At 55.9% G+C, this 22,608-nt stretch carries 23 protein-coding genes; 14 read left to right on the top strand and 9 right to left on the bottom strand.

What is annotated here, in order from left to right:
- Nucleotides 1-73 precede the first annotated feature (73 nt).
- Nucleotides 74-1,549, bottom strand: a complete 1,476-nt coding sequence (locus BCF46_RS18040) for an alkaline phosphatase (RefSeq protein WP_121027768.1) — start codon at nucleotides 1,547-1,549, stop codon at nucleotides 74-76.
- 160 nt (nucleotides 1,550-1,709) lie between these two features.
- Between BCF46_RS18040 and BCF46_RS18035 the strand changes: the two genes are divergently transcribed.
- From BCF46_RS18035 to BCF46_RS18015, 5 genes are all read left to right on the top strand, one after another.
- Nucleotides 1,710-2,480, top strand: a complete 771-nt coding sequence (locus BCF46_RS18035; RefSeq protein WP_121027765.1) for a transglutaminase-like domain-containing protein — start codon at nucleotides 1,710-1,712, stop codon at nucleotides 2,478-2,480.
- Complete coding sequence (locus BCF46_RS18030; protein WP_121027762.1) at nucleotides 2,470-3,390, top strand: cation diffusion facilitator family transporter; 921 nt, start codon at nucleotides 2,470-2,472, stop codon at nucleotides 3,388-3,390. Before BCF46_RS18035 ends, BCF46_RS18030 begins: the two co-directional genes overlap by 11 nt.
- Nucleotides 3,387-3,938, top strand: a complete 552-nt coding sequence (locus tag BCF46_RS18025; protein WP_072629826.1) for a methyltransferase family protein — start codon at nucleotides 3,387-3,389, stop codon at nucleotides 3,936-3,938. The genes BCF46_RS18030 and BCF46_RS18025 overlap by 4 nt, the downstream gene beginning before the upstream one ends.
- Before the next feature lie 141 nt (nucleotides 3,939-4,079).
- Nucleotides 4,080-4,601 (top strand): L,D-transpeptidase, encoded by a 522-nt coding sequence (locus BCF46_RS18020; protein ID WP_370399028.1) that lies wholly within the window; start codon nucleotides 4,080-4,082, stop codon nucleotides 4,599-4,601.
- A 441-nt stretch (nucleotides 4,602-5,042) separates the two neighbouring features.
- Nucleotides 5,043-7,514: a penicillin acylase family protein gene (locus BCF46_RS18015; protein ID WP_121027759.1), complete on the top strand. Its 2,472-nt coding sequence runs from the start codon at nucleotides 5,043-5,045 to the stop codon at nucleotides 7,512-7,514.
- 160 nt (nucleotides 7,515-7,674) lie between these two features.
- Here the strand turns inward: BCF46_RS18015 and BCF46_RS18010 are convergent, their stop codons facing one another.
- The 6 genes from BCF46_RS18010 to BCF46_RS17985 all read right to left on the bottom strand — a co-directional run bounded on the left by BCF46_RS18010 (nucleotide 7,675) and on the right by BCF46_RS17985 (nucleotide 14,122).
- Complete coding sequence (locus BCF46_RS18010) at nucleotides 7,675-9,987, bottom strand: heavy metal translocating P-type ATPase (RefSeq protein WP_245990266.1); 2,313 nt, start codon at nucleotides 9,985-9,987, stop codon at nucleotides 7,675-7,677.
- A 168-nt stretch (nucleotides 9,988-10,155) separates the two neighbouring features.
- Complete coding sequence (gene petA, locus BCF46_RS18005) at nucleotides 10,156-10,716, bottom strand: ubiquinol-cytochrome c reductase iron-sulfur subunit (RefSeq protein WP_072629824.1); 561 nt, start codon at nucleotides 10,714-10,716, stop codon at nucleotides 10,156-10,158.
- Between the two features lie 84 nt (nucleotides 10,717-10,800).
- Nucleotides 10,801-11,424: a TVP38/TMEM64 family protein gene (locus BCF46_RS18000; RefSeq protein ID WP_245990243.1), complete on the bottom strand. Its 624-nt coding sequence runs from the start codon at nucleotides 11,422-11,424 to the stop codon at nucleotides 10,801-10,803.
- A gap of 189 nt (nucleotides 11,425-11,613) precedes the next feature.
- Nucleotides 11,614-13,062, bottom strand: a complete 1,449-nt coding sequence (locus BCF46_RS17995; RefSeq protein ID WP_121027750.1) for a multicopper oxidase domain-containing protein — start codon at nucleotides 13,060-13,062, stop codon at nucleotides 11,614-11,616.
- Between the two features lies 1 nt (nucleotide 13,063).
- Nucleotides 13,064-13,531, bottom strand: coding sequence for a rhodanese-like domain-containing protein (locus tag BCF46_RS17990; protein ID WP_121027747.1), 468 nt, complete (start codon nucleotides 13,529-13,531; stop codon nucleotides 13,064-13,066).
- Between the two features lie 39 nt (nucleotides 13,532-13,570).
- Entirely contained in the window at nucleotides 13,571-14,122 is a 552-nt protein-coding gene (locus BCF46_RS17985) for an EF-hand domain-containing protein (protein WP_121027744.1), read from the bottom strand.
- A gap of 208 nt (nucleotides 14,123-14,330) precedes the next feature.
- On the opposite strand from BCF46_RS17985, the gene BCF46_RS17980 reads away from it, so the two are divergent.
- Genes BCF46_RS17980 through ccmI form a run of 4 tightly spaced genes read left to right on the top strand, consistent with a single transcriptional unit; the run spans nucleotide 14,331 to nucleotide 18,521 of the window.
- The gene (locus tag BCF46_RS17980) at nucleotides 14,331-16,331 is read left to right on the top strand and encodes a heme lyase CcmF/NrfE family subunit (protein ID WP_121027997.1); all 2,001 of its coding nucleotides are present in this window, start codon (nucleotides 14,331-14,333) and stop codon (nucleotides 16,329-16,331) included.
- A 2-nt stretch (nucleotides 16,332-16,333) separates the two neighbouring features.
- Nucleotides 16,334-16,900 carry a DsbE family thiol:disulfide interchange protein gene (locus tag BCF46_RS17975; protein ID WP_121027741.1) on the top strand — a complete coding sequence of 189 codons (567 nt, stop codon included), beginning with the start codon at nucleotides 16,334-16,336 and terminating at the stop codon, nucleotides 16,898-16,900.
- On the top strand, nucleotides 16,897-17,364 hold the full coding sequence (locus BCF46_RS17970) for a cytochrome c-type biogenesis protein (RefSeq protein ID WP_121027738.1): 468 nt from the start codon (nucleotides 16,897-16,899) through the stop codon (nucleotides 17,362-17,364). Before BCF46_RS17975 ends, BCF46_RS17970 begins: the two co-directional genes overlap by 4 nt.
- Entirely contained in the window at nucleotides 17,364-18,521 is a 1,158-nt protein-coding gene (gene ccmI, locus BCF46_RS17965; RefSeq protein WP_121027735.1) for a c-type cytochrome biogenesis protein CcmI, read from the top strand. The genes BCF46_RS17970 and ccmI overlap by 1 nt, the downstream gene beginning before the upstream one ends.
- A gap of 25 nt (nucleotides 18,522-18,546) precedes the next feature.
- Here the strand turns inward: ccmI and BCF46_RS17960 are convergent, their stop codons facing one another.
- Nucleotides 18,547-18,960, bottom strand: a complete 414-nt coding sequence (locus BCF46_RS17960; protein ID WP_211332843.1) for a MerR family transcriptional regulator — start codon at nucleotides 18,958-18,960, stop codon at nucleotides 18,547-18,549.
- A gap of 76 nt (nucleotides 18,961-19,036) precedes the next feature.
- Here BCF46_RS17960 and BCF46_RS17955 point away from each other — a divergent pair, with 76 nt between their 5' ends.
- The 5 genes from BCF46_RS17955 to merA all read left to right on the top strand — a co-directional run bounded on the left by BCF46_RS17955 (nucleotide 19,037) and on the right by merA (nucleotide 21,973).
- Nucleotides 19,037-19,444 carry a mercuric transporter MerT family protein gene (locus tag BCF46_RS17955; RefSeq protein WP_235183693.1) on the top strand — a complete coding sequence of 136 codons (408 nt, stop codon included), beginning with the start codon at nucleotides 19,037-19,039 and terminating at the stop codon, nucleotides 19,442-19,444.
- A 15-nt stretch (nucleotides 19,445-19,459) separates the two neighbouring features.
- The gene (locus BCF46_RS17950) at nucleotides 19,460-19,762 is read left to right on the top strand and encodes a heavy-metal-associated domain-containing protein (RefSeq protein WP_121027733.1); all 303 of its coding nucleotides are present in this window, start codon (nucleotides 19,460-19,462) and stop codon (nucleotides 19,760-19,762) included.
- A gap of 10 nt (nucleotides 19,763-19,772) precedes the next feature.
- Complete coding sequence (locus BCF46_RS17945) at nucleotides 19,773-20,024, top strand: hypothetical protein (protein ID WP_121027730.1); 252 nt, start codon at nucleotides 19,773-19,775, stop codon at nucleotides 20,022-20,024.
- A complete protein-coding gene (gene merF / locus BCF46_RS17940; RefSeq protein WP_121027727.1) occupies nucleotides 20,021-20,407 on the top strand; it encodes a mercury resistance system transport protein MerF in 387 nt (128 codons plus the stop codon). The genes BCF46_RS17945 and merF overlap by 4 nt, the downstream gene beginning before the upstream one ends.
- A 135-nt stretch (nucleotides 20,408-20,542) precedes the next feature.
- Nucleotides 20,543-21,973 (top strand): mercury(II) reductase, encoded by a 1,431-nt coding sequence (gene merA / locus BCF46_RS17935; protein ID WP_121027724.1) that lies wholly within the window; start codon nucleotides 20,543-20,545, stop codon nucleotides 21,971-21,973.
- A 276-nt stretch (nucleotides 21,974-22,249) separates the two neighbouring features.
- Here merA and BCF46_RS17930 read toward each other — a convergent pair whose 3' ends face one another.
- Nucleotides 22,250-22,561 carry a DUF2933 domain-containing protein gene (locus BCF46_RS17930; RefSeq protein ID WP_058314104.1) on the bottom strand — a complete coding sequence of 104 codons (312 nt, stop codon included), beginning with the start codon at nucleotides 22,559-22,561 and terminating at the stop codon, nucleotides 22,250-22,252.
- Nucleotides 22,562-22,608: the final 47 nt, after the last annotated feature.

The following is a 22,608-nucleotide window of genomic DNA, read 5'->3' as shown; positions in this document are numbered from 1 at the left end:
TATCTTCAAAATCAAATGCAAAACATCCCCAAGAGCGAAACTCTTGGGGATGTCGTGATCAGACCAAATCAGATTATTCGGCCGTCGCGGCGTAGTTCATGATGTGAAAAATCATGTTCTGTTCAATTGTGCCATCGACAAGGTGTGCCCACGGGCCTTTGGCATAGGCGGCGACATCCTCACCCGAATGGGTTTCGGAGGACTTGGGAACCACCGCCTGCTGCAAATAGTCCAGGTCTGTCGCGGCCTCTTCGGTGAGCGCCGGACGCGTACCAAAGAAAGAACCATCCGCTTGTTCGGTCAGAACCGATCCCGCACCGTTCAGGTAGCCTGCGACGGTGAACGGCTTATTGTCGGCTCCCAATTCGGGCTCTCCGGTATGCGCCACGCCTTCGCCGTCGATGCCCATGCACAGGCCAAGGATGTCCGACCCACGCCCGCAATAACCATTGAAGGCAAGTGCATGTTCATGATCAGCCGTCACGATGATCAGGGTGTCGGCATCGTCCGTCAGTTCATCAGCGATCGCGACGGCGTCGGAGAACGCCTTTTGGTCACGTACCGCGCGTGCAAGGTTGCCGCCGTGGTTGGCATGGTCCACGCGACCCGCTTCGACCTGAAGAAAGAAGCCATTGTCCCCCGATTTTGCCTGAAGCGCCTGGATGGCCGCACCGGTCATGTCGGCCAGGCTGGGTTCGTCTTCGCGGTCAGCTTCGTACATCATGTGGCTGCTTTCAAACAACCCGAGGATCGGGGTCCCATCCAAAGGGGTGTTTTCGAAAGACGCCTGATCGGTCGCCAAATGAGCGCCTAGTTCGCTTTGGGCTACGTCCATCAGATTGACCCCGTCTTCGCGGCGCCCGCCTTCGTCACCATGAAAGTTGCGCATGCCGCCGCCCATGGCGACGTCGATCATCCCGGAACGCATGGCCTCGATCAGCTGCGTCGCAATGTCAGTCTGGGTGTCGCAACCTTCAGGCACTGACGCCTCGAAATTGCGGTCCACTGTCTTTGCATAGGCCGAGGCCGGCGTTGCATGTGTGATGCGCGCTGTGGAGACAATGCCGGTTTCTTTTCCCATCTCACTCATAAGTTCGTTCATGGAGGCAACGGTATTGCCCGGCAGCGTCGAACAGTCGCCGCGGTTCACGTTTTCATTCACACCGATGATGCCAGCCTTGGTCTTGATCCCGGCCATCATGGCCGTGCCTGTTCCAGCGCTGTCCGGCGTCTGGGCATTAACGTTGTAGGTCTTGACCAGAGCGAGGTTTGGAAAGGCCTCCTGGGGTTGAACATACTCATCACCAAAGCCGCCCTCTTGCTGGCCTGCAAACAGACGCGATGCGTAGTTTGTACCAACGCCGTTGCCGTCAGAGATCATCAAAATGATGTTGACGGCTCTGTTGGTATTGGGCAGTTTTGCCAACTCTTCGGCCAGACGCTCTTGGCCGGATACGAACCAATCATTTTCTGCCTGCGGCAGGTCTTGTGCTGTCGCCATGCCTGATACCGCGATGGCAAGGGCGGATACCGCTGTTAACGTCTTCATAGTTTTGCTCCTGAAAAGAGGGATGAGTTTGCAGCGAAGATGCGGGTCTTAAGCATCAGATTTGTGACAGCGTGTGCTAAACTAAAATGAAATTTGGATCTTGAATCTATAGTGACTGTAGCAATTACATCTTCACGTAGACGATTCGAGGAGATATAAAATGAGCGCGAATGATCGGCTGTTGGCAACAACCCCAATCCTGAACTTCGACCACCCGTCGATTGCACAATTGATCGAGGACCGAGGGTGGAAAGCCCTTTCTCAACATGACCGGATCGGCGCTGTCTACGATTTCGTCCGCAATGAAATTGCCTTTGGGTACAACCGCGCTGACCACATCTCGGCCGCCGAGGTGCTCGCTGACGGTTTTGGTCAATGCAACACCAAGGGCACGCTTCTCATGGCCCTGTTGCGCGCGGTAAGTGTGCAGTGCCGCCTTCACGGGTTCACGATCCACAAAGAGCTGCAACGGGGTGTTGTGCCAGAGCTCGTCTATCCTCTTGCACCCAATGAGATCGTCCACTCTTGGGTTGAGGTGGAGACGGAGACGGGTTGGGCAAACCTCGAAGGATTCATTCTGGATGCGGAGTTTCTATCAGCGCTGCAATCCAAATTTGCCGATTCACACAGTCTCTGCGGTTACGGGGCAGGGACCGACTGCCTGCAGGCGCCGCCAGTGGAGTGGACGGGGGGCAATACCTACATCCAAGAGACCGGTATTGCCCAGGACTTTGGTACTTTCGACGCGCCCGACAACTTCTACGCCGCTCATCAGCAGTCATTCAGCTTCGTAAAGGGCATATTGTATCGCCATATCATACGCCATTGGATGAACGCCCGCGTGCGCCGGATCAGATCAGGTAGTGTGCCGCAGATCCCTGGCTTGGCATTGCCTAATCATAGACACGAGGAATCGCGTCATGCCTCATGATCACGGCCACGCGCATATTGATCCCGCGTCAGGCGACCGCCGTGTCTCCATCGCTATCTGGGCCAACGCACTTCTGACGGTTGTACAGATTGTGGGCGGCATCCTCTCTGGCAGCCTCGCTCTCATAGCGGATGCACTGCACAACTTCTCAGACATGGCGTCTCTGGTAATCGCGTTCGCAGCCCGAAAGATATCCCGAAGACCCGCCGACAAGCGCATGACTTTTGGCTATGGCCGGATTGAAGTTGTGGCTGCCTTGATCAACTACACCACCCTCATCCTCGTCGGTATCTATCTCATTTACGAGGGCGGGATGCGCATGATCGAACCGACCGAAGTGGCCGGTTGGACTGTGGTGATCCTGGGCTCAGTGGCGCTGGTCGTCGACACGCTGACAGCGCTGCTGACGTATTCGATGCAAAAGGGCAGCGTGAACATCCGGGCGCTTTTCCTGCACAATCTGTCAGACGCACTGGCCTCTGTTGCGGTGATCATCGGCGGCTCGCTCATCCTGCTCTATAATATGTGGTGGGTCGATCCGGCGATCACGATCGGCATCGCGCTCTACATCCTTTACCTCGCTCTAACTGAAATCGGCGGACCCATTCGCATCCTGATGCTGGGAAGTCCACCTGACCTCGACAATGACGCAATTGTTGCCGCAATCAGAGACGTCGACGGGGTCCATGACGTCCACCACGTTCATCTTTGGCAGATGCAAGAGAACGAGGCGGCGCTGGATTGCCATATAGTGACCATCGATGGCTCATCCGGCGAAGGGATCAAAGCTGCCATAAAGGCGCGTCTCGCCGAAGAGTTCGGCATCCGGCACTCCACGCTCGAATTCGAAGACTTGGAGAATGCTCATGAGAGCGCACAACTCTATGGACACGAGCAGACAAAAGCATGATGGAAACTACGCTTGTTCTTTCTGGTCTAGGAATTGCTGCAGCAACACTGGCTTCGATCCTTTGGTCAATTGTTTCCCCAAAGCGCCGTATCTGGCCGCCCCAACGTTACACGGCGATCACTCCAATTCTGGTCTGGGTGCCAACGTTTTCGTTGTTTGGCGTATTCATTGTGCTTGGCGTCTTGGGGTGGGGCATTTTGGCGTTTCCCAACTGGCTCCGGTTCGGGGTTGGGATACCTCTCATTCTGTTTGGCAATTTTGTCGTCTGGACTGAAGTCGCTCATTTCGGGATAGCGCAAACTGGTGGAGCTAAAGGCACGTTGAAGACTACCGGCATGTATCGCTACTCTCGAAACCCTCAATACATGGCGGATATGGCAATCGTCGGTGGATGGATGATCCTTACGTCTTCACCCTCGGCTCTCATTGTAGGAACAGCGGCCATCCTTGTTTTGATTGCCGCGCCATTCGCAGAAGAGCCGTGGCTAAAGGACCTGTACGGTTCTGAATTTGAAGAGTATCGGGCTTCAACCCGTCGCTTTCTCTAAATCGCTTCACAAAAATGTCATTCCCGGATCGCTTGACCCTCTAGCTACTAGAGGTCTTACGACTCAAAAAAATGGAGGAAAGCTGTGAGCAGAATAATTAAAAACCGCAGGCAGTTTCTGTCAACAACAGCCGCCGCCGTCATCGGACTTCCGGCCTTGGTAAAGGCCCAGTCTGTGGAGCAACCGACCGGAACGGCGGTACGCAGGAATATCTCGTCCTTCAGCGCTCAGCCATGGCAAGACCACTTTGATAATCTCGAGCATGGGGCGATCCTCTGCGACATCAATTCAAGAGCCGTTCAGTTCTGGTCTGAGGACGAAAGTATTTACAAGCTCTACCCGTCGAGCGTGCCTCAATCAGAAGAGTTGACCCGGCGGGGATACACAAGGGTCGTTCAAAAAGTAGAAGGTCCGAGTTGGAGACCGACACCTTCGATGAAGGAGCGTAATCCTGAATGGCCTGACTACTGGCCACCGGGCCCGGACAACCCTCTCGGCACACACGCGCTCTATCTTTCCTGGCAATATTACCGTGTCCACGGGACCGGCGACACACGCAAGATCGGGCGTCAGTCTTCCAATGGGTGCATTGGGCTGTACAACGAGCATATCGCAGAGTTGTTCGATCTGGCGGAAGTCGGCACCCAAGTCAGACTTTTTTAGTTCACTGATTGTCCCGTGACAGCGGCGGGCCTTTTGGCCGCCAATCTGAAGTGTATTCCAAAGATCGTATGCACGGCGAAACAGCCAAGGGTTCATGATAGAAACTGCCGTGGATCGACGTTGCTCTACCTTTTTCTTGGAGGCAGAAGTCGATGCAAGGTGACAGCGACGGGACGACAACCATATTCTCTATTGGCATCACATGGGCGGCTTTAGTATTCGCCGTAATTTTGGCTCTGTTTTGCGTCGTTTGGGTCTGCAAGCGATGGAACGGCCGAAACCGGAAGTAATAGCCATTTTGAATCCGCCAGCCGACGCCCGATCTTCAAGACGGAGCTGTGACCTCGCGTATAAAAAGGACTGGAAGTCGACCTGTTTCGGTACGCGCTTTACTGAAACGAAGAATGTTCTGCGAAGCTACCCTCAGCGGACATGGTACGGATGAGACGTCTATTCCGACTCTTGCTTAGAGGGTTCATCGCCGCAGCAATCATAACAATAGTTGCGATCGTATTGGCGATTTGGCTGATGACTCGATCAATTCCAGACTACACGGCAAGTTTCAATGTTGAGGGTCTATCGGCACCGGTCGATATCGTGAGAGACGCTTACGCAGTTCCACACATTTTTGGAACGAACGACCCCGATGTCTTTTTTGGGCTTGGAGTCGCTCACGCGCAAGACAGGCTGTGGCAAATGACCCTTCTAAGAAGAATTGCCCAAGGACGCCTATCTGAACTCTTCGGACGAAGCACTTTGGCCTATGACGATTTCATGCGCAGACTTGATCTGGCCGAGGCCGCTCGTTCTTCGCTTTCCGCCCAGGACGACAAAACGCGTGAAGCTCTCAACGCCTATGCGGAAGGGGTGAATGCGTGGATTGAGGAAATCAACAAAGGTGCGTTGGGGCGAGGTGCACCAGAATTCTTTCTGTTTGAAAGCTCCATCGCGCCATGGAGACCAGAGGACAGCATCGCAATTCTCAAGCTTTTTGCGTTACAGAGCTCGGGTCAATTCCAAGAAGAGGTTTTGAGGGCTCGCCTCTCTATGCTCATTCCCCCCGCACGCGTTTCTGATCTTCTCCCGGCGTCATTTGCCAATGATGATCGCAACATACCAAGGTACTTTGACCAGTTTCCGAATGCTCGTCTCGGCGCCATTCGATTTGAACCCGCTGAACTGAGCAGATTGTCGCCTCTTAGAAGTCCCAATCTCAATTCGTCGATGCTTGCCTGGGCTGCCACCCGCAACCGAACCGTTTCAGGCAACGCGGTAGTTGCCGGTATTTTCGACACTCAGTTGGCCATACCTTCGCTCTGGTACCTCGCTGGGTTGGAGCTTCAAGTCGGTGGCGTCATCGGTGCGACAATACCTGGGTTGCCGGTCATACTGTCAGGTCGTAACAGCAGTCTGGCATGGTCTGGAACCACATCGAACATCGACGACCAGGATCTTTTTATTGAGAAGCTACTCGACACAGGCTCTCGTGAGGTACTGACACCGGCGGGACCCCGGCCAATCGTTTCGCGCCCCTCCGTTATACGCATTCGGGGCGAAGCGCCCGTGACTATTCGCTTGGAGCGAAGCGAAAACGGTCCGATCGTTCAATCTGACTTGTTCGGTTTATCGTCGGTCATTCCAGAAGGGCACATTGCCTCTCTGGCATGGACCGGCCTGTCCACAAATGACACTTCCATAAGTGCGCTCATGGGTTTGATGACTGCAAAGAGTACAGATCAAGGGTTCTTGGCAATGCGATCCTTCATCGCACCCGCTATGAAGATGATCATTGCAGACGAGGAAAATCTCGCAAGTCAGTTTGTTGGCGTCCAACCAATTCGAGATCCTCGAAATGCGTTTGCGGGGTCTATGCCAGCACCTGGATGGCTGTCGGAAAGCCGCTGGCTTGAGACTGGCCCAGGTGACACCTCGGAGGACGCCGAGTTATCCGATCCAAACTCCCAGACACAAATTGATCGCGACATAGACAATCAAGCGCCCTCTCCCGAATTTGTTTGGGCAGACGGACGAAGCTTTAGGTTAGGTCGCCTTACGAGGCTGCTTGAGGCGCGCGACGTCCACACCCGGGACGGTTTCGTTGAGTATCAGCAAGACACTATCAGTCCGGCCGCAAGGGGCCTGTTGCCACTCATCGCCAAGAACTTGTGGTTTTCAGAACCACCCGCGCCCCAAGGAACTCTTGCCCGACGGCGTGCCGAAGCTCTGCAAATGCTGGCAGATTGGAACGGCGACATGAACGAGCACATGGCGGAACCCCTGATCTATACCGCTTGGATGCGCGCCCTCCAGCAACGGTTGATAAACGACGAGTTGAGCAAAATGGCTGAGGGATTGCCTGTCATTCAGACACTTTTTCTCGAGCGCGTGTTCCGCGATGTCGATGGTGCCTCAATCTGGTGCGACGTAGTTCAATCGGAAGAAATCGAGACCTGTGATCAGATCGCTAGCCTCGCGCTCGACGATTCACTGTTATGGCTCGAAGAAACATTTGGGCGTGGCGATTTGAGTACTTTGAGGTGGGGAGATGCCCATCAAACCGCACTTGATCATCCTATCCTGAGTTGGTCTCGAGGTTTCAGTTTCATGTCAAACATTCGACTTCCGTTCTCAGGCGGCGACACCACTCTTTTCCTTGGATTTTCTGCGGGTGCATCCGAGGACCCGTTCCAGGCTGATTTTGGATCGACTTTCCGTGGGGTCTATGACCTTTCTGATCCAAACAGTTCGGTATACATAGCATCAACCGGACAGTCGGGCCATTTTCTCAGCCGCTTTTACGATGATCTTGGTCGATTGTGGCGGCGTGGAGAGTATGTCCCTATGTATCTTGAGCGACAACTCGTGAATGCCGGGTCGGTGGGAACGACAAGTCTGCTGCCACAGCGCAACTGAATGAAATGAAGGCAATCCGGCTTTCCTGCACCACAGATACTTAGAGCTATTGTGCCGCACAATGGCAATCTGGACCATGAAGGCGGGATTGGACCTGTCCTTCTTGAGTTGCGGCTTGGTGGAAAGCTCAAGAATCTGATGACAATTTCGCATACAGGGGTCAAAGTTCGGCACGCCGCAATCGAAGCGCATTCGCAATGACCGATACTGACGACAGGCTCATGGCTGCGGCAGCGATCATTGGCGAAAGAAGCAACCCGAAAATGGGGTAGAGAATGCCAGCCGCGACAGGAACACCTGCAGTGTTATAGGCAAACGCAAAAAATAGGTTCTGTTTGATATTTCGAACCGTTGCTTTTGCGAGCCTGCGGGCTCTGACAATGCCTACCAGATCGCCTCCCAATAGTGTGATGCCAGCGCTTTCGACGGCAACGTCGGCACCGGTACCCATCGCAATCCCGACATCGGCAGCCGCTAGGGCAGGCGCATCGTTTACGCCATCTCCGGCCATGGCAATCTGGGCGCCTTCATGCCTCAAGTTTTCCACCAGGGCTTTCTTGTCTTCCGGCAAAACCCCTGCATGAACTTCATCTATTCCAAGCTTCAAAGCGACGGCTTCCGCCGTCTTTTGATTGTCACCAGTCGCCATGATGACCCTGAGCCCGAGGCGATGAAGATCGTCAATGGCACCGGCCGTGGTTTCTTTGATCGGGTCAGCGACTGCCACGATCCCGGCGAACCTACCATCGACTGCTATGAACATGGCAGTCTTTCCAGAAGCCCTGAGGTCATTTGCAGCATGTTCAGCAACCGAATGGTCCACATTGATTTCGTCCATCATTGCTGGATTTCCGAGAGCGACATCATGGCCGTCAACTTGACCTCTGACACCTTTGCCAGTGATAGCCTCGAAGTTTGTTGCTTCAAAAAGCGACAGGCCTTGCTCTCGTGCACCCTCCACAATCGCCTCCGCAAGGGGGTGCTCTGAGCCTCGTTCTAAGGCTGCAACAAGGGTAAGAACATCATTTTCAGAGTGCCCACCCGTGACCACCAAATCTGTGAGCTTCGGACGCCCTTGGGTGAGGGTGCCAGTCTTATCAACAATGACCGTATCGACGCGCGCCATCCGCTCAAGTGCCTCTGCATCCTTGATCAAGACACCCGCTTGTGCCCCGCGGCCCGCAGCAGTGGTGATCGAGATCGGTGTTGCGAGACCCAATGCGCAAGGGCAGGCGATAATAAGCACAGAGACTGCAGCTGTTATCGCAAATGCAAGTGCCGGATCTGGCCCGAACATGAGCCAAGCGATGAACGATGTGACCGCAATGAGAACGACCGTTGGCACGAATACTGACGACACACGGTCTGCTAGTCCCTGAATTGGCGCGCGCGACCGTTTCGCTCCAGCGACCATATCCACGATCTGAGAAAGGACTGTGTCCGCCCCGACTTGCGTGGCCCTCACCATCAACGTGCCGTTTTTGTTGATCGTCCCGCCCGTGACCCGGTCCCCTTGTGTTTTTTCAACGGGAAGCGGCTCTCCAGTAATCATGCTTTCGTCGATTGATGAACGCCCCTCAAGCACGTCAGCGTCCACTGGGATGCTGTCACCGGGTCGCACGCGTAGCGTATCGCCAGCAATGATATGCTCCAGCGGTGCGTCGTATTCGGTCCCGTCCGGCATAATACGGCGGGCTGTTTTCGGTGCGAGATCAAGCAAGGCGCGGATTGCATCACCCGTTCGTTCCCGTGCACGCAATTCAAGCACCTGACCGACAAAGATCAATGTGACGATCACAACTGCGGCTTCGTAATAAGTGCCGACGCCTTCGCCGGTTTGGTACGCCGAAGGAAAAATTCCAGGCAAGAAGGTCGCGGCAAGCGAATAGGTGTAGGCGGCTCCGACCCCGAGCGCGATAAGCGTCCACATGTTTGGAGATAGAGTCGTTATGGAATCCCACCCCCTTTTGAAGAACGGGAGCGCGGCCCAGAGAATGATCGGCGTTGCGAGGAGGAATTCGATGTAGACTGCATTCTGATGACCGATCCACGCGCGCACGGGCAGACCGACCAGTTCGCCCATGGTCAAGATGACCAGCGGAACTGCGGCTGCCGCGCTGATCCACATGCGCTTCGTGAAATCGGAGAGTTCTTCGGACGGCTCATCCGATGGGAGCATTGGCTCAAGCGCCATACCACAAATCGGGCACGCGCCAGGCTCGTCCCTGAGGATTTCGGGATGCATCGGGCAAGTCCATTGAGTACTTGCCTTGCTATGCGTTTGCGCCTTTTGCGCATGTCCCGAGGCGTAGTAATATGGGTCGCTGCGAAACTTCGTTTCACAGTTCTCTGAACAAAAATGGAAGGTCTCCCCTCCAAATTCAGTATTCCGGGGATTTTCGTTGACCTCAACGGTCATGCCACACACCGGATCGATCACTGTCGTGGCGTTCGAAGCGGTCGCGGCCTGCATGGTGTTGTGGTGTTGATCTTGATCCGTGCTCATCGTCTCAATCCTTGATATTCAAGACGATCATACAACTAGCTCCTCCAGTAGCTGGAAGGTCAAGGCAGACTCAGCATGCATATGTAACAATTCGTATCGGGTTCGAGATTTTTAGGTCTCCGCCCGTGAAACCCGCTAGCCCAGTGTCAATATCATGCCTTCCGAAACCGATAATGTGGGAATGTGAAGGTTCTCTGGTGCGGGCCCTTTCCGGATACGTCCCGCAGTATCATAGTGGGATCCATGACATGGACAGAACCAGCCGCCAAAGTCGCCGGCACCATCACCGAGGGGCACACAACCGAGATGTGTGCAAACACCAATCATAACCAAGAAATTCTCATGTCCGGGCAGTGCTCTATTTTCGTCTGTGGCCGGATCTTCACCAGGAATATTTGGATTTCGAGCCACTGCATCGGGCAATGACGACACGTCCTCGGAGCGCGCCTGAGCGATCTCTTCTTCATTTCGGTGGCGGATAAAGACCGGTTTGCCCCGCCAACTTACTGTCAGTTGTGTTCCAGGCTCTACATCCGAAATGTCGACCCGGATGCTTGAGAGAGCTCGAACATCTGCAGATGGATTCATTTGATTGATCAAAGGCCAAACTGCCGAGCCAGTGGCAACTGCTCCCGCTCCGGCAGTCGCATAGTAGAGAAAATCCCGGCGATGCTGTTCGGTTTGCAACTCTGTCATGATTCGACTCTAGGGGCTTCCTGCGTGGGAAGGTCAATGTTGAGCAAGGCGGGTGAAGGAGTTGCTCTAGTCGGTAATCCAAACTCAGGAAGCTTTGTTTCGGTCGGAGGGGCGCAAAATCGCCACCAGAATCAACGGTGTTGCTGTCATCACTCCGAGACCAACGATGACCCACTCAGCAGCGTCGAAACTCCCTGACATCGCTTCTGCTCCAATATGCGCGAGCAGGAAGCTCGCGGGAAGAATTCCGGCGAGTGTTGCAATCAAAAAGCGCCAAAGGTGAAGGCGGCTAAGGCCCGCAGCATAGCTCATTGCATCAAACGAGATGAAGGGCAAAAGACGGGAAGCAAACACCGTCAAAGTAAGCAAATTTTGAGACCCGAGCAAACCATAAGCGGCCTTGTTACCTAGCCATCGCTCGACGTAGACGCGCCCTAGGTAACGCGCGATGATGAACGCTGACAATGCACCCAGTTCCGACCCGATGGCTACATAGATGGCTCCTTCCATGTGGCCATAGGCAACTCCGCTTACAAGGGCGATCGGGGCACTGGGAATGGGGCTTGCAACGATTGATCCCATCATCAGCAAAACAATCAGAAGTGGCCCCCAAGGACCGGCACCATCAACCCAGCCCTCGATGGTTTCCCGGGTTATGTTCGGCCAATAATCCAAGGCCCACATGCCAGTGAGCAGCGCCGCAAGCACTGCGATCAGAACTAGTCCCAAGTGACGGGGATGCGTGTTACCCGATCGCATAGAGCGCCACGAAAACCGCTACAACGTCGACGTGAAAAGGACGCCCGATGTTCGATCCATTATCCATTTTGATCCCTCAATAAAGGCCAAGCACAACTGTCATGGTTCCAGCGAGTAGAGGGTCAAGCACATTCTTCATCATGAGACACTGAATTGTCCCATCATGCCGCCGTCTTCATGTTCAAGAATGTGACAATGATACATATACGGTGCCGACGATGGCGCCGGTTTTTCGAACGTTATCGCCAGTTCAACCTCGCCAGCCACGAGAACGGTGTCTTTCCAGCCCCTGTTCTCTGCCCGCGGCTGGCGTCCGTTGTCGGACAAGACTTGAAAGCGCACCCCATGAATATGGAACGGGTGCATCATCATGTCGCCGCGGACAATCCAGCGCTCGGTGCTTTTGAGCTTGGTAGAGAAATTGAGGGCGTTTTGATCATAGGGCGCGCCATTGATTGAAAACTGATTGCCGGAGCGGGACATCATCATGCCCATTCCCATCGACATGTCTAGAGTTAGACGCCGAACGGGGATATCGTTGGAAGAAAGGTCAGGCAACGGGCCATCCATGGCATCGGGCAGGGTGTCGATACGGACGGGGAGGGTTGTATCGACGGCGAAGTGCAGCACCGTAAAACGACCGCCAGAACCACTTCCCATCATTCCACCCATGGCGGAGTTTGCAATATCGTCGGACACCAGGACGCTGTCCCTGCCATCCGTGAAATCAATGAGAACTTCGACCCTTTCTCCTGGCGCAAGCACCATACGAGTGAGTGCAACCGGTCGATCCAGGAATCCGCCATCCGTCGCCACGAGGTGAAGTGGCCGATCGTCGGCCAAGGACAGTCGGTAAATCCGCGCATTCGAACCGTTGACAAGACGGCACCGCACGACCCCCTTGGGAACTGCCGCTGAGGCTCCTGCCTGCCCGTTCACGAGCATTGTGTCACCTCGAAAACCATTCATCGATTGATGCATGCCGACATCGTATGTCATGCGACCGCGCCAATTAAATTGACGGTCCTGCAGTACGAGGGTCAAGTCATCAACCGCATAGGTGGACGGCAGACCACGTTCATCGTCTTCCCCATCGGTAACATGCAGAACACCTGCCAGTCCGAACATGACCTGTCGGGCTGTCGAACCGTGCACATGGCTATGATACCATGCTGTTGCTGGAGGCTGATCAAGGTTGAGTACCGGGTCCCATGATCGTCCGGGCGCGATGGCCTGATGCGGCCCACCATCGAAGGGGCCTGGAACAAGCAACCCATGCCAATGCGACGAGACGGGTTCGTCCAGAGTGTTTTGCACCTCGGCCAAAGTATCTGCATCGGTCAAAAGCCGGATCGTTGGTCCAAGATAGCCTTGGTTGTAACCGATGGTTTCGGTCGCGGAACTGCCGCGAAATCGGGTCGCGCCAGATTGAGCTTTCAGCTGAAATCGTCGCGATGTTGTTGCATCCAGAAGCTCTGGGTATTCAAGCTTCCGCCCTGTGCCGGATAGCGCAGCAGATGGCAGCACAGCGGCGGCTCCGAAACCTGCGGCATATCCAATAGCTTCACGGCGGTTCAAGAGGCGCACGTCAGGCCAAGCCTTCCGGAAGGGCCGCCAGGGCAGCTTCCATGCTGACAACCGGATGGCCGGCTGCAATCCAACCTTGCCCGGCGGCAGATCCGAGCATTCCTTCGGATACATCAACAAAGTCACTATACCCAGCTTGCTGGAGACTCCGCATCACACTTCCTGACCGACCACCAGTTGCACAAATGAGGGCGACAGGCCGGCCTTTGGCCATTGCACGGGCTGAAAAAAGCCGCTCGGGGAACCGATCTTCGTGCATGCTGATCGGCCAGGCTCCTTCAGCAATCCCGGTGTCGGCCCATTCCGGCCGCGAACGGACGTCGATCATCCGGACGCGATCTTGCCGCAGCGCATTATACGCGGAGTCAGATGACCAAATCTTGGCTGTCTGTGCGACGGCTAAAGTTGGTGAGACGGCTGCAGCGATCAAGGCTAATCCGACCGTGCGACGTGTCAGATCGGATGGCATCGGAGGCCTCCTTTGGAATAGGCAGGCCTGACGCTTTGCTTATTCATTGTCGCTACCATGGTGATCGGCAGATCCGGACGCATCCGACGTTGTTTGCATGTCGCCCATCCGTGTACCGGCGGCGTCCATTTCTTGCTGAGTGATCTGACCATCGGCATCCGCGTCCAGATGCTGGAATCGGTCAACCATGCGGTCGCGAACGACATTCATGTGCAAGGTCTCGAATTCCTCGAGGGTCAGCGCACCGTTGGCGTCGGCATCAAATTCTCGCAACTTCACGCCCATGTGCGCGCGCATGTTCTGAGGATCACCGCTGGGCATCATCATGGCCATCATATCACGATCCATCATACCCATCATACCGCCGCGGCCACCCATCCTGGATGCGTGCATCTTCATCATGTTCTGCATCATGGACATCATGTCCCCACTCATCATACCAGTTTGCGCGGCACCATCGCCCATTGTCATGTTGGACATTGCGCCCGTATCAGGCTGAGTTTCGCCGCCGACATGCGACTCCGCAAACGCAGCTTGCGATATGCCAAAGGTAGTCAGCACGCAAAGTGCAAAAATGCTTCTATTTGCCATCGGTCTTTCCTTTCCAACTTACTCTCGAAACATCGTTATTATGTCGGATCAGATAAAGACCGGGGGAGGGGGTGTTTTGTAATGATATGTCACAGGGCTCTTTGTTACAAACGGTGACAAAGCAACCCCTGACAGTTTGCAGGCCGACTTGGTAGGAATGGTACGAACCGCACAAAGCGGTGAGTTCATCGAAGGGGTGGATGATCAGATGACACCTGAAGTTGGTCATTTCGCGCTGGCCTTGGCCTTGGCTCTGGCTCTTGTTCAAAGTGTATTGCCAATCCTCGGTGCCAAACGTCGGAATATTCTTTGGATGCAATCGGCCCGATGGTCCGCGTTTGGACAGGTGCTCTTCGTCACCGTTGCATTCCTTGCGCTCATGCAGGCATTCATCACCAGCGACTTTACGGTCAAGAATGTTGTTGAGAATTCGAATTCACTCAAACCGATGTTATATAAGGTGGCGGGCACATGGGGCAGCCATGAAGGCTCGCTTTTGCTCTGGACACTCATTTTGACGGTTTTCGGGGCTGCTGTTGCTTTGTTTGGATCCAATATTCCGCAAGCACTGAAGGCGCGAACGCTGTCGGTACAGGCATGGATCAGTGTCGGCTTTCTGACCTTCATGCTGTTTACGTCCAACCCTTTTGATCGCGTCTTCCCGCCACCCAGCGACGGCCAGGACCTTAACCCGCTGCTGCAGGATGTTGGCCTCGCGATGCATCCACCGCTCCTTTATTTTGGATATGTCGGGTTTTCGATTGTTTTCTCTTTTGCCGTTGCAGCCCTTATCGAAGGACGGGTGGATGCCGCCTGGGCGCGGTGGGTGCGTCCGTGGACACTGGCCGCCTGGATGAGCCTGACCGCGGGCATCGCCTTGGGGTCTTGGTGGGCCTATTACGAGCTTGGCTGGGGCGGCTGGTGGTTCTGGGATCCTGTCGAAAACGTCAGTTTCATGCCCTGGCTGATGGGCACGGCACTGCTGCATTCCGCAATCGTGACAGAAAAAAGAGACGCCTTCAAAAGCTGGACAATTCTCCTCGCGATCCTGACCTTTTCCCTGTCCCTCTTGGGAACGTTTGTCGTCAGGTCGGGGCTGCTGACCTCTGTGCATGCATTTGCGGTTGATCCCGAAAGAGGCCTCTACATTCTGGGACTGCTGGCGGTGTCAATCGGTGGCTCGCTCGCGCTATTTGCATGGCGCGCGCCGATGATGGAGCCGGGTGGGCTGTTCAAACCGATCAGCCGTGAAGCGGGCCTGTTGGTAAACAATCTGATTCTGACAACGGCCACTGGCGTCGTCCTTTTTGGTACATTGTACCCTCTGTTCTACGAAGCAATGACAGGCGGCGAAAAGCTGTCGGTAGGCCCGCCATTTTTCAATGCTGCGTTCATTCCGGTCATGTTGCCGCTTGTCTTTGCAATGGGGTGTGGACCCTTCTTGTCGTGGAAGCGCGCGGATTTGCCGGGCGTCCTGCAACGTCTGCGCTTTGTCGCCCTTCTTGCCGTTCTGGGGACGCTTGCGGTCTGGTATTTGGCGGAAGGTGGCCCGGTGTTGGGCTATCTGTCTCTGATGCTCGCCTTTTGGCTGTTCATGGCGACGGTGCGGGAATGGACGATGCGGATCAAGCTGTTTGAGGGCCCGGTTTCAACATCCTGGCGCCGGGCTTCAAATCTGCCCAGATCTGCGCATGGCATGACGTTGGCTCACGCAGGTCTTGCTGTTGCCATGTTCGGATTCATTGGCTCAACAGTTTGGAAATCCGAGGAAATTATGTTTGTCCAGCCCGGCGCTGACATCAGTATCGGCGGGTTTGATGTGAGGTTCAACGGAGTCGAACGGGTGCGTGGGCCCAATTACTTTGCGGATCGCGGTGAATTGACCGTTTCGAGGGATGGAAAATACTTGACCGATCTCTTCCCGGAGCGGCGGACTTACCCGGTTGCTCAAAGCACCACGACCGAGAGCGCGATACGCTCCACACTGGCAGGAGATCTCTATGCGTCCATCGCGAACCCGGCCTCGGAGGACGCCAGTACACAAGGCGCATGGACTCTTCGAATTCTGTATGAACCTTTGGTCAATTTCATCTGGATCGGGTCTGCGATGCTTGTTCTAGGCGGCGGTCTTTCGCTGTCGGATCGTCGGCTGCGCGTCGGTGCACCTCGTCGCAAAGCAGCTGTGACCGCTCGGGTTCCGGCAGAGTAACGATGGGACGTATACTGGCATTCATCCCGCTCGCGATCGCGGCGGTATTTGGCGGGTTCTTCCTATGGGGGCTTAACCCCGATCGGGATCCAAACAACATTCCATCTGTTTTGATCTCCCAGCCTGCGCCCCAGTTCGATCTGGCTGCCATTGAGGGGCTGGAGACGCCCGGCTTGTCCCGCGCCGATCTCGTGGATAACGCCGGACCGGTCATCGTGAATGTGTTTGCTTCGTGGTGCGTACCCTGCCGGGCGGAGCATGGCATACTGACCCAAATGGTCGAAAAAGATGGGCTGAGGCTGTTCGGTATCAACTACAAGGACAAGCCGGAAGATGCGACAAAATGGCTGGCGGAGCTTGGCAATCCCTATGAAAGGATTGGCTCAGACTTGAGTGGAAGGGCTGGCATTGAATGGGGCCTGTCGGGCGTACCCGAGACGTTCATTGTCGGACCCGATGGAACTGTGTTGTTCAGATACGTGGGGCCTGTTGTTGGTGATGAAGCCATTGCTAGGTTCAGAGAGGCGCTCGAACAGGCAGGCGCATTGCCGAGGGGGCAGAACGGATGAGGCATGTGATCATCGCGCTTTTTTTGCTTCTTCCGGTGATGGCCTTTGCGGTCGAGCCGGACGAGATGTTGCAGGATCTGGTGCTTGAAGAGCGCGCGCGGGTGATTTCAAAGGAACTGCGCTGCGTCGTCTGTCAAAATCAGGATATCGACAGCTCCAATGCTGGCGTTGCGCGGGATTTGCGGATTTTGGTGCGTGAAAGGTTGGTCGCTGGCGACAGCGATGAAGAGGTCATCGCGTTTATTCATGCGCGCTATGGCGACTACGTTCTGATGCGCCCGCCTTTCAATGCCTCCACCCTGGCCCTTTGGTTGGCGCCCTTTGTTTTGGCTGTCGTTTCTCTCCTGGCGGGCTGGGCGATCATTTTGAGAAGCCGGCGCAAAGGCGTCGTGGCGGATTTTTCCGAAGTTGAGGAAGCCGAGATTGCGCGTTTCATCGACATTAACACTCCAAAGGACAATTGATGATCTGGTTGGTTTTTGCCGCACTGTCCACAATTGGACTGCTCTTTGTGGGACTACCGCTCCGACGCCGGTCAGAAATGACGTCGGTCATGGCGGATACAACCCCCGCCGTTCTCTTGGACCAATTGGATGAGGTCAAACGGGACCTGGAGCGCGGTGTCATTTCTGGCGCAGAGGCCACCGCGGCAGAACAGGAGATCAAGAGACGGATTCTCATGCAGTCGCGCAAGACTGCTCAGGCGACCAAGGAACTGACATCGGGTGGTCGCTTTGCCATTGTTCTGAGTGCTATGTTCGTTCCGGCCTTCGCATTCGGTTACTACGCGGTCATGGGATCACCGGAGATACCCGGCATTGCATTTTCCGAGCGGACAGCTGAACGTCAAGAGACGGCGAAAGTCGCAGATTTGACAAATCAGCTTTATGATCGGCTCACGACTGATCCCTCCGGAGGACCGTCAGAAGGCTGGATGCTTCTGGGACAAACCTATTCCAGAATGGGTCGGTTCGCAGATGCTGCCGAGGCCTTCGGGATTGTCGCCAAACGACCAGAAGCCACTTCGGCCGTTTTCTCCATGCTTGCAGAGGCCCTTATCTCGGCAGAGCAAGGTGTTGTGACACCGGCTGCGGTGACCGCAATCGAGCATGCGATGGAACTGGACCCGTCCAATCCCGCGGCGGTCTTCTACAAGGCAGTCGCATTGAGACAGAAGGGCGACATCGCGCAGGCACATGACTTGCTGGTAAGACGACTGAACAACGCGGACAGTTTCTATCCCTGGATGGAAAGCTTTGTTGCTGAAGCAAACCGAATTGGCACCGAGATCGGCAGAGCCCCGATCTCGCTGGCTAATTTTGCCCCGATGGTCAATGCGCCTGGGCCTACTCAAGAAGATATTGAAAACGCGCAAGATCTGACAGTGGAAGAGAGGCAGGCGTTCATCATGTCGATGGTTGAACGGCTGGCTGCGCGTCTCCAAGACGAGCCGGACGACCTTGACGGGTGGATGCGGCTTGGCAACGCTTACTCCGTCTTGGGCGATAGAGAACAGGCAATCGTCGCACTTGAACGTGCTGAAATACTGTTATCAGAAGCTCCGCAAAACGATCCGCGGCGGCAAACTCTAAAAGAGGCACTGGCCAGGATGCGCCAATAGCATCTTTCCAGACCTGTTTTCGTGCTCATGCATCGAAAAGCGCATCAATGATGGCACAGTCGGGTGCCGCATCGCCCGTGCAGCGCGCGACGGTTTCCGATAGGACGCGTTCTATCCGTGTCAGATCGGCTATTTTTGCGCGCACTTCTCCGAGATGTACTTCGGCCATGGCTTGGACTTCGGCGCAGGTCTGGATCCGATTATCAACCAAGCCCAGCAACCCGCGAACCTCTTCTAGCGAGAAACCGAGATCTCGGGACCGCATGACGAACTTCAATCGTCGGACATGGGTATCATCGTAGCTTCGATAGCCCTTCGTACTGCGCGGCGGGTCCGGCATGATGCCGATTTTCTCATAATAGCGAATGGTTTCCAGGTTGCAGCCCGTCGCTCGTGCCAAATCACCCCGCCGAATTGATCTCACGCTTGTGTTACTCATTTCAAAAAAAACCCCCTTGAGCCTGTATCAACTACAGACCTTAGAACGGTGGAAACATCTGTTCAAGGAAGATTCGATGGAACAAAATTTGGCGGAACTTCCGCAATCTCGGTCGCAGAAAATTGGCGACGAAACCACCAAGGGATGGGGCGTGACCGGCCTCGGCGTCCTCGGTGCGCTGGCGATGACTTCTTGCTGCATCCTTCCATTGGTGCTGGTCAGCTTTGGCGTGACAGGCGTGTTCATCGCGCAGCTCGGAGCGCTCTATGCCTACAAATGGTACACCTTCGCGCTGAGCGCCGCGTTTTTGGGATACGGCTTCTACAAGGCTTACAAGCCTGTAGATGCCGAGGCCTGTGCCGATGGCACCTGCGCCCGCCCCATCGACCGCCGCATCATGCGCGCAACCCTCTGGGCCGCTTCCGCGATTGTCGCTGTTGCCATGATCTTTCCCTACATCACCCCCTTCATCCTGAAATTCTGAACGAGGACCAAGACCATGAAGCATCTTCTACTATCCGCCCTGACCATCGCCGCCCTCTCGACTCCGGCCCTCGCTGAAGAGCGCCAGGTCGAGATCGCCGTCAGCGAACTGACATGCCCGTCCTGTTCATTCATCGTCGCCAGCTCGATGCGTGGTGTTCCGTCGGTCGAGATCGCCGCATTCGAGGACGGCCCCGAATACGGGCAGGGTGTTTACAGCGTGACCTACGATGACGCCGAGACTTCCATCGAAAGCATCGTCGGCGCGGTGACAGCCAATGGCTATCCGGCGCAGGTGCTGCCCGACACAGCCTCCTAAGCCGTCTGCAATGCGTGACAATTTTATGGGTGGTCTACTGGCCTTCGCGGTAGCGGCTCCGGTCGTGGTCGTCTGCTGCGGCGGCGGGACTGCCGTGTTTGCGGCGTTGTTCGGCGGGATTGGTGCCTGGCTTTCAGGAATGAGCGGGATTGCCGCGCTGGTTTTAGCGGGTCTGACTTACCTGATCGTACGCGCACTGCGTCATTTGCAAATGAAACGCGCCTCCGGCCCCGACCCATCACAGAGAAAGACGGCTCCTTGACTGGCACACCTGAAAATTCCGACCGTCTGCTGAAATGGGGGCTTGGCGGTGCGCTCTTCGCCGCGCTCTGCTGCTTTACGCCGCTTTTGGTCGTCATCGTCGCTGGCGTCGGATTGTCGGCCCTCACGGGTTGGCTCGATTACGCGCTGTTCCCGCTGCTTTTTTTAAGCCTCGCAGTGGTGGCACAGGCCCTTTGGCTTCGCGCTGGAAAACCGGGTCCTGCCCCGAAACTTTGGGCCACCGGCCTCGCGGCAGCCCTGTCGATCCTGATCATTCTCTTTGAGTTCAGGTTCGCGATACGGATCACAATCGTCGTTTTCGCCGCCACAGCACTCTACGCGGTTCTCCTAAACCGCGCGCAAAGGAAAGGATCACCCTCATGATGATGGGATGTTGCACCGCCACTGGTATGTTCTTCGGCCTTCTTGGCATGCTGACACCGCTGATCGCCCTCGGTGCGGTCATCTATCTTCTCGCGGCTAAATCGAGAAATCACGAACTAGGTGAGGTACGCTGAGATGAAAGACTTAATCAAAGTCGGCGACGGCCAAGGCGGCTATGACCTGATCGTCCTCGGGGCGGGGTCGGCGGGGTTCTCCGCCGCAATTACAGGCGCGGATGCCGGGAAGCGTGTCGCCCTCGTGGGATATGGCACCATCGGCGGAACTTGCGTCAACGTGGGATGCGTGCCCTCCAAGGCGATGATCCGTGCGGCAGAGGCCGTGCACGGTGCGGGGGCTGCCAAGCGGTTCCCCGGCCTGTCGGGACGGGCACAAGTGGATGATTGGCAGACGCTCGTTCAGTCCAAAGACGACCTGGTCGCGACCCTGCGCCAGAAGAAATACGCGGACCTTCTGCCGGAATATGAGGGTGTTGATTACATCGACGCCGGTCCCGCGCGGCTGATCGAAGGTGGCGTGACAGTCGGTGAGCGAACCCTGAAAGCACCGAGGACCATCATCGCCACGGGCGGGCGTCCCGTCCTGCCGACCATCGACGGGATCGAGAAAATCGGCACGCTCGACAGCACCAGCCTTCTGGAACTCGAGGTGCTGCCGAAAAGCCTGATCTTCATCGGCGCGGGCTACATTGGCACGGAACTGGCCCAGATGATGAGCCGGATGGGCGTGAAGGTCACGCTTGTCGCCCGGTCGCACCTGCTGCCCGGCGCGGAACCAGAGGTCTCGGAGGCATTGGCGGCGGCGTTCGAGGCCGAAGGCATCACCCTTCTGACCGGGTTAAGCTACGACACTGTGCGCCGCGACGACGCGGGCGTGACACTGCGCGTGATCCAGAACGGTAAGCCTGTCGAAGTGACGGCGGATCACCTCGTTTCGACCGCTGGCAGGCGGGCCAATACCGAAGATATGGGCCTGGACGCAATCGGCGTGGAAACCGACGCGCGTGGGTCCATCGTCGTCGGCGAGGACATGCAGACATCGGTGCACGGCATCTATGCTGCGGGCGATGTGACCAACCGTGACCAGTTCGTCTATATGGCGGCCTATGGTGCAAAGCTCGCAGCCAAAAACGCAGTGCTTGGTGAGGACCATCGTTACGACAACGCCGCGATGCCCTGGGTCGTGTTTTCCGACCCGCAGGTCGCGGGCGTCGGTCCCAGTGAAACCCAGGCTCGGGACGCGGGCTTCGACGTCAAGACATCCATTGTGCCGCTCGATCAGGTGCCGCGCGCGCTGGCCGCACGCGACACGCGCGGATTGATCAAGCTGGTGGCGGACAGAAAGACCGACCGGCTGCTTGGTGGCCAGATCATCGCGCCCGGGGGGTCCGATACGATCCAGACCCTCGTCATGGCGCTGAAGTTCGGCATGACAACAAAGGCGCTCGGCGAGACGATCTTCCCGTATCTGACGACCGTGGAAGGGCTGAAGCTGGCGGCTCAAACCTTTGATATGGACGTGGCGAAGCTGAGCTGCTGCGCGGGATGACAGATCGGCAAAAAAATACTGGAGGCTCTGGCAACCACTACAGCGTGTTGCAAGATGCCTTAATTGAAAGCAAACCCGCTCCTTCCATCGTCGCAGGATACTTTTTGAACGCCCTTTCCAGACAGGCCCACCAGTCGGCAACCATCGGGTAGACGCACATTGTCGGCAGCGGCCCGTGTAACCGACGGAGGCTCTAACGGACAAATCCCGCCTGACGTCGAGCATCCGCCCAGGACAAGCAGACCGACGATGGTGGAACTGAGGGCCAGACGACGCTTAGCGCGAGCGTGCAATGTCCCGAGCAGGAACCTGTCCATCGCGGAATTCTGCATCCAATGTATCCTCTTGCGCCTGCTCATCTTTTGACCCGTGGCACGACTTTCCAATCAATTTGTGCATCACAACGTGTGCCCCGAGGCAGAGTGCGATCGGCGCAAAAAGCCCGACGTTGGTCCACAGACCGGCAATTGTACCCCCGGCGACAAAGAAGGCCGCGATCGGCAACAGCATGACGGCACAACAGACCACCATGCCATAGTGCATCAGTTTCGATGACCAGGTGGGTTTTTGGCTTTGAGTGTCAGACATGTAGCTCTCCAGACATTCTCGGACGTCTGTGCGACATTCCAGTGAGG

Source organism: Litoreibacter meonggei (assembly GCF_003663885.1).
GTDB lineage: Bacteria > Pseudomonadota > Alphaproteobacteria > Rhodobacterales > Rhodobacteraceae > Litoreibacter > Litoreibacter meonggei.
The sequence above is the reverse complement of the archived record's forward strand: the minus strand, read 5'-3'. Positions and strand labels throughout refer to the sequence as shown.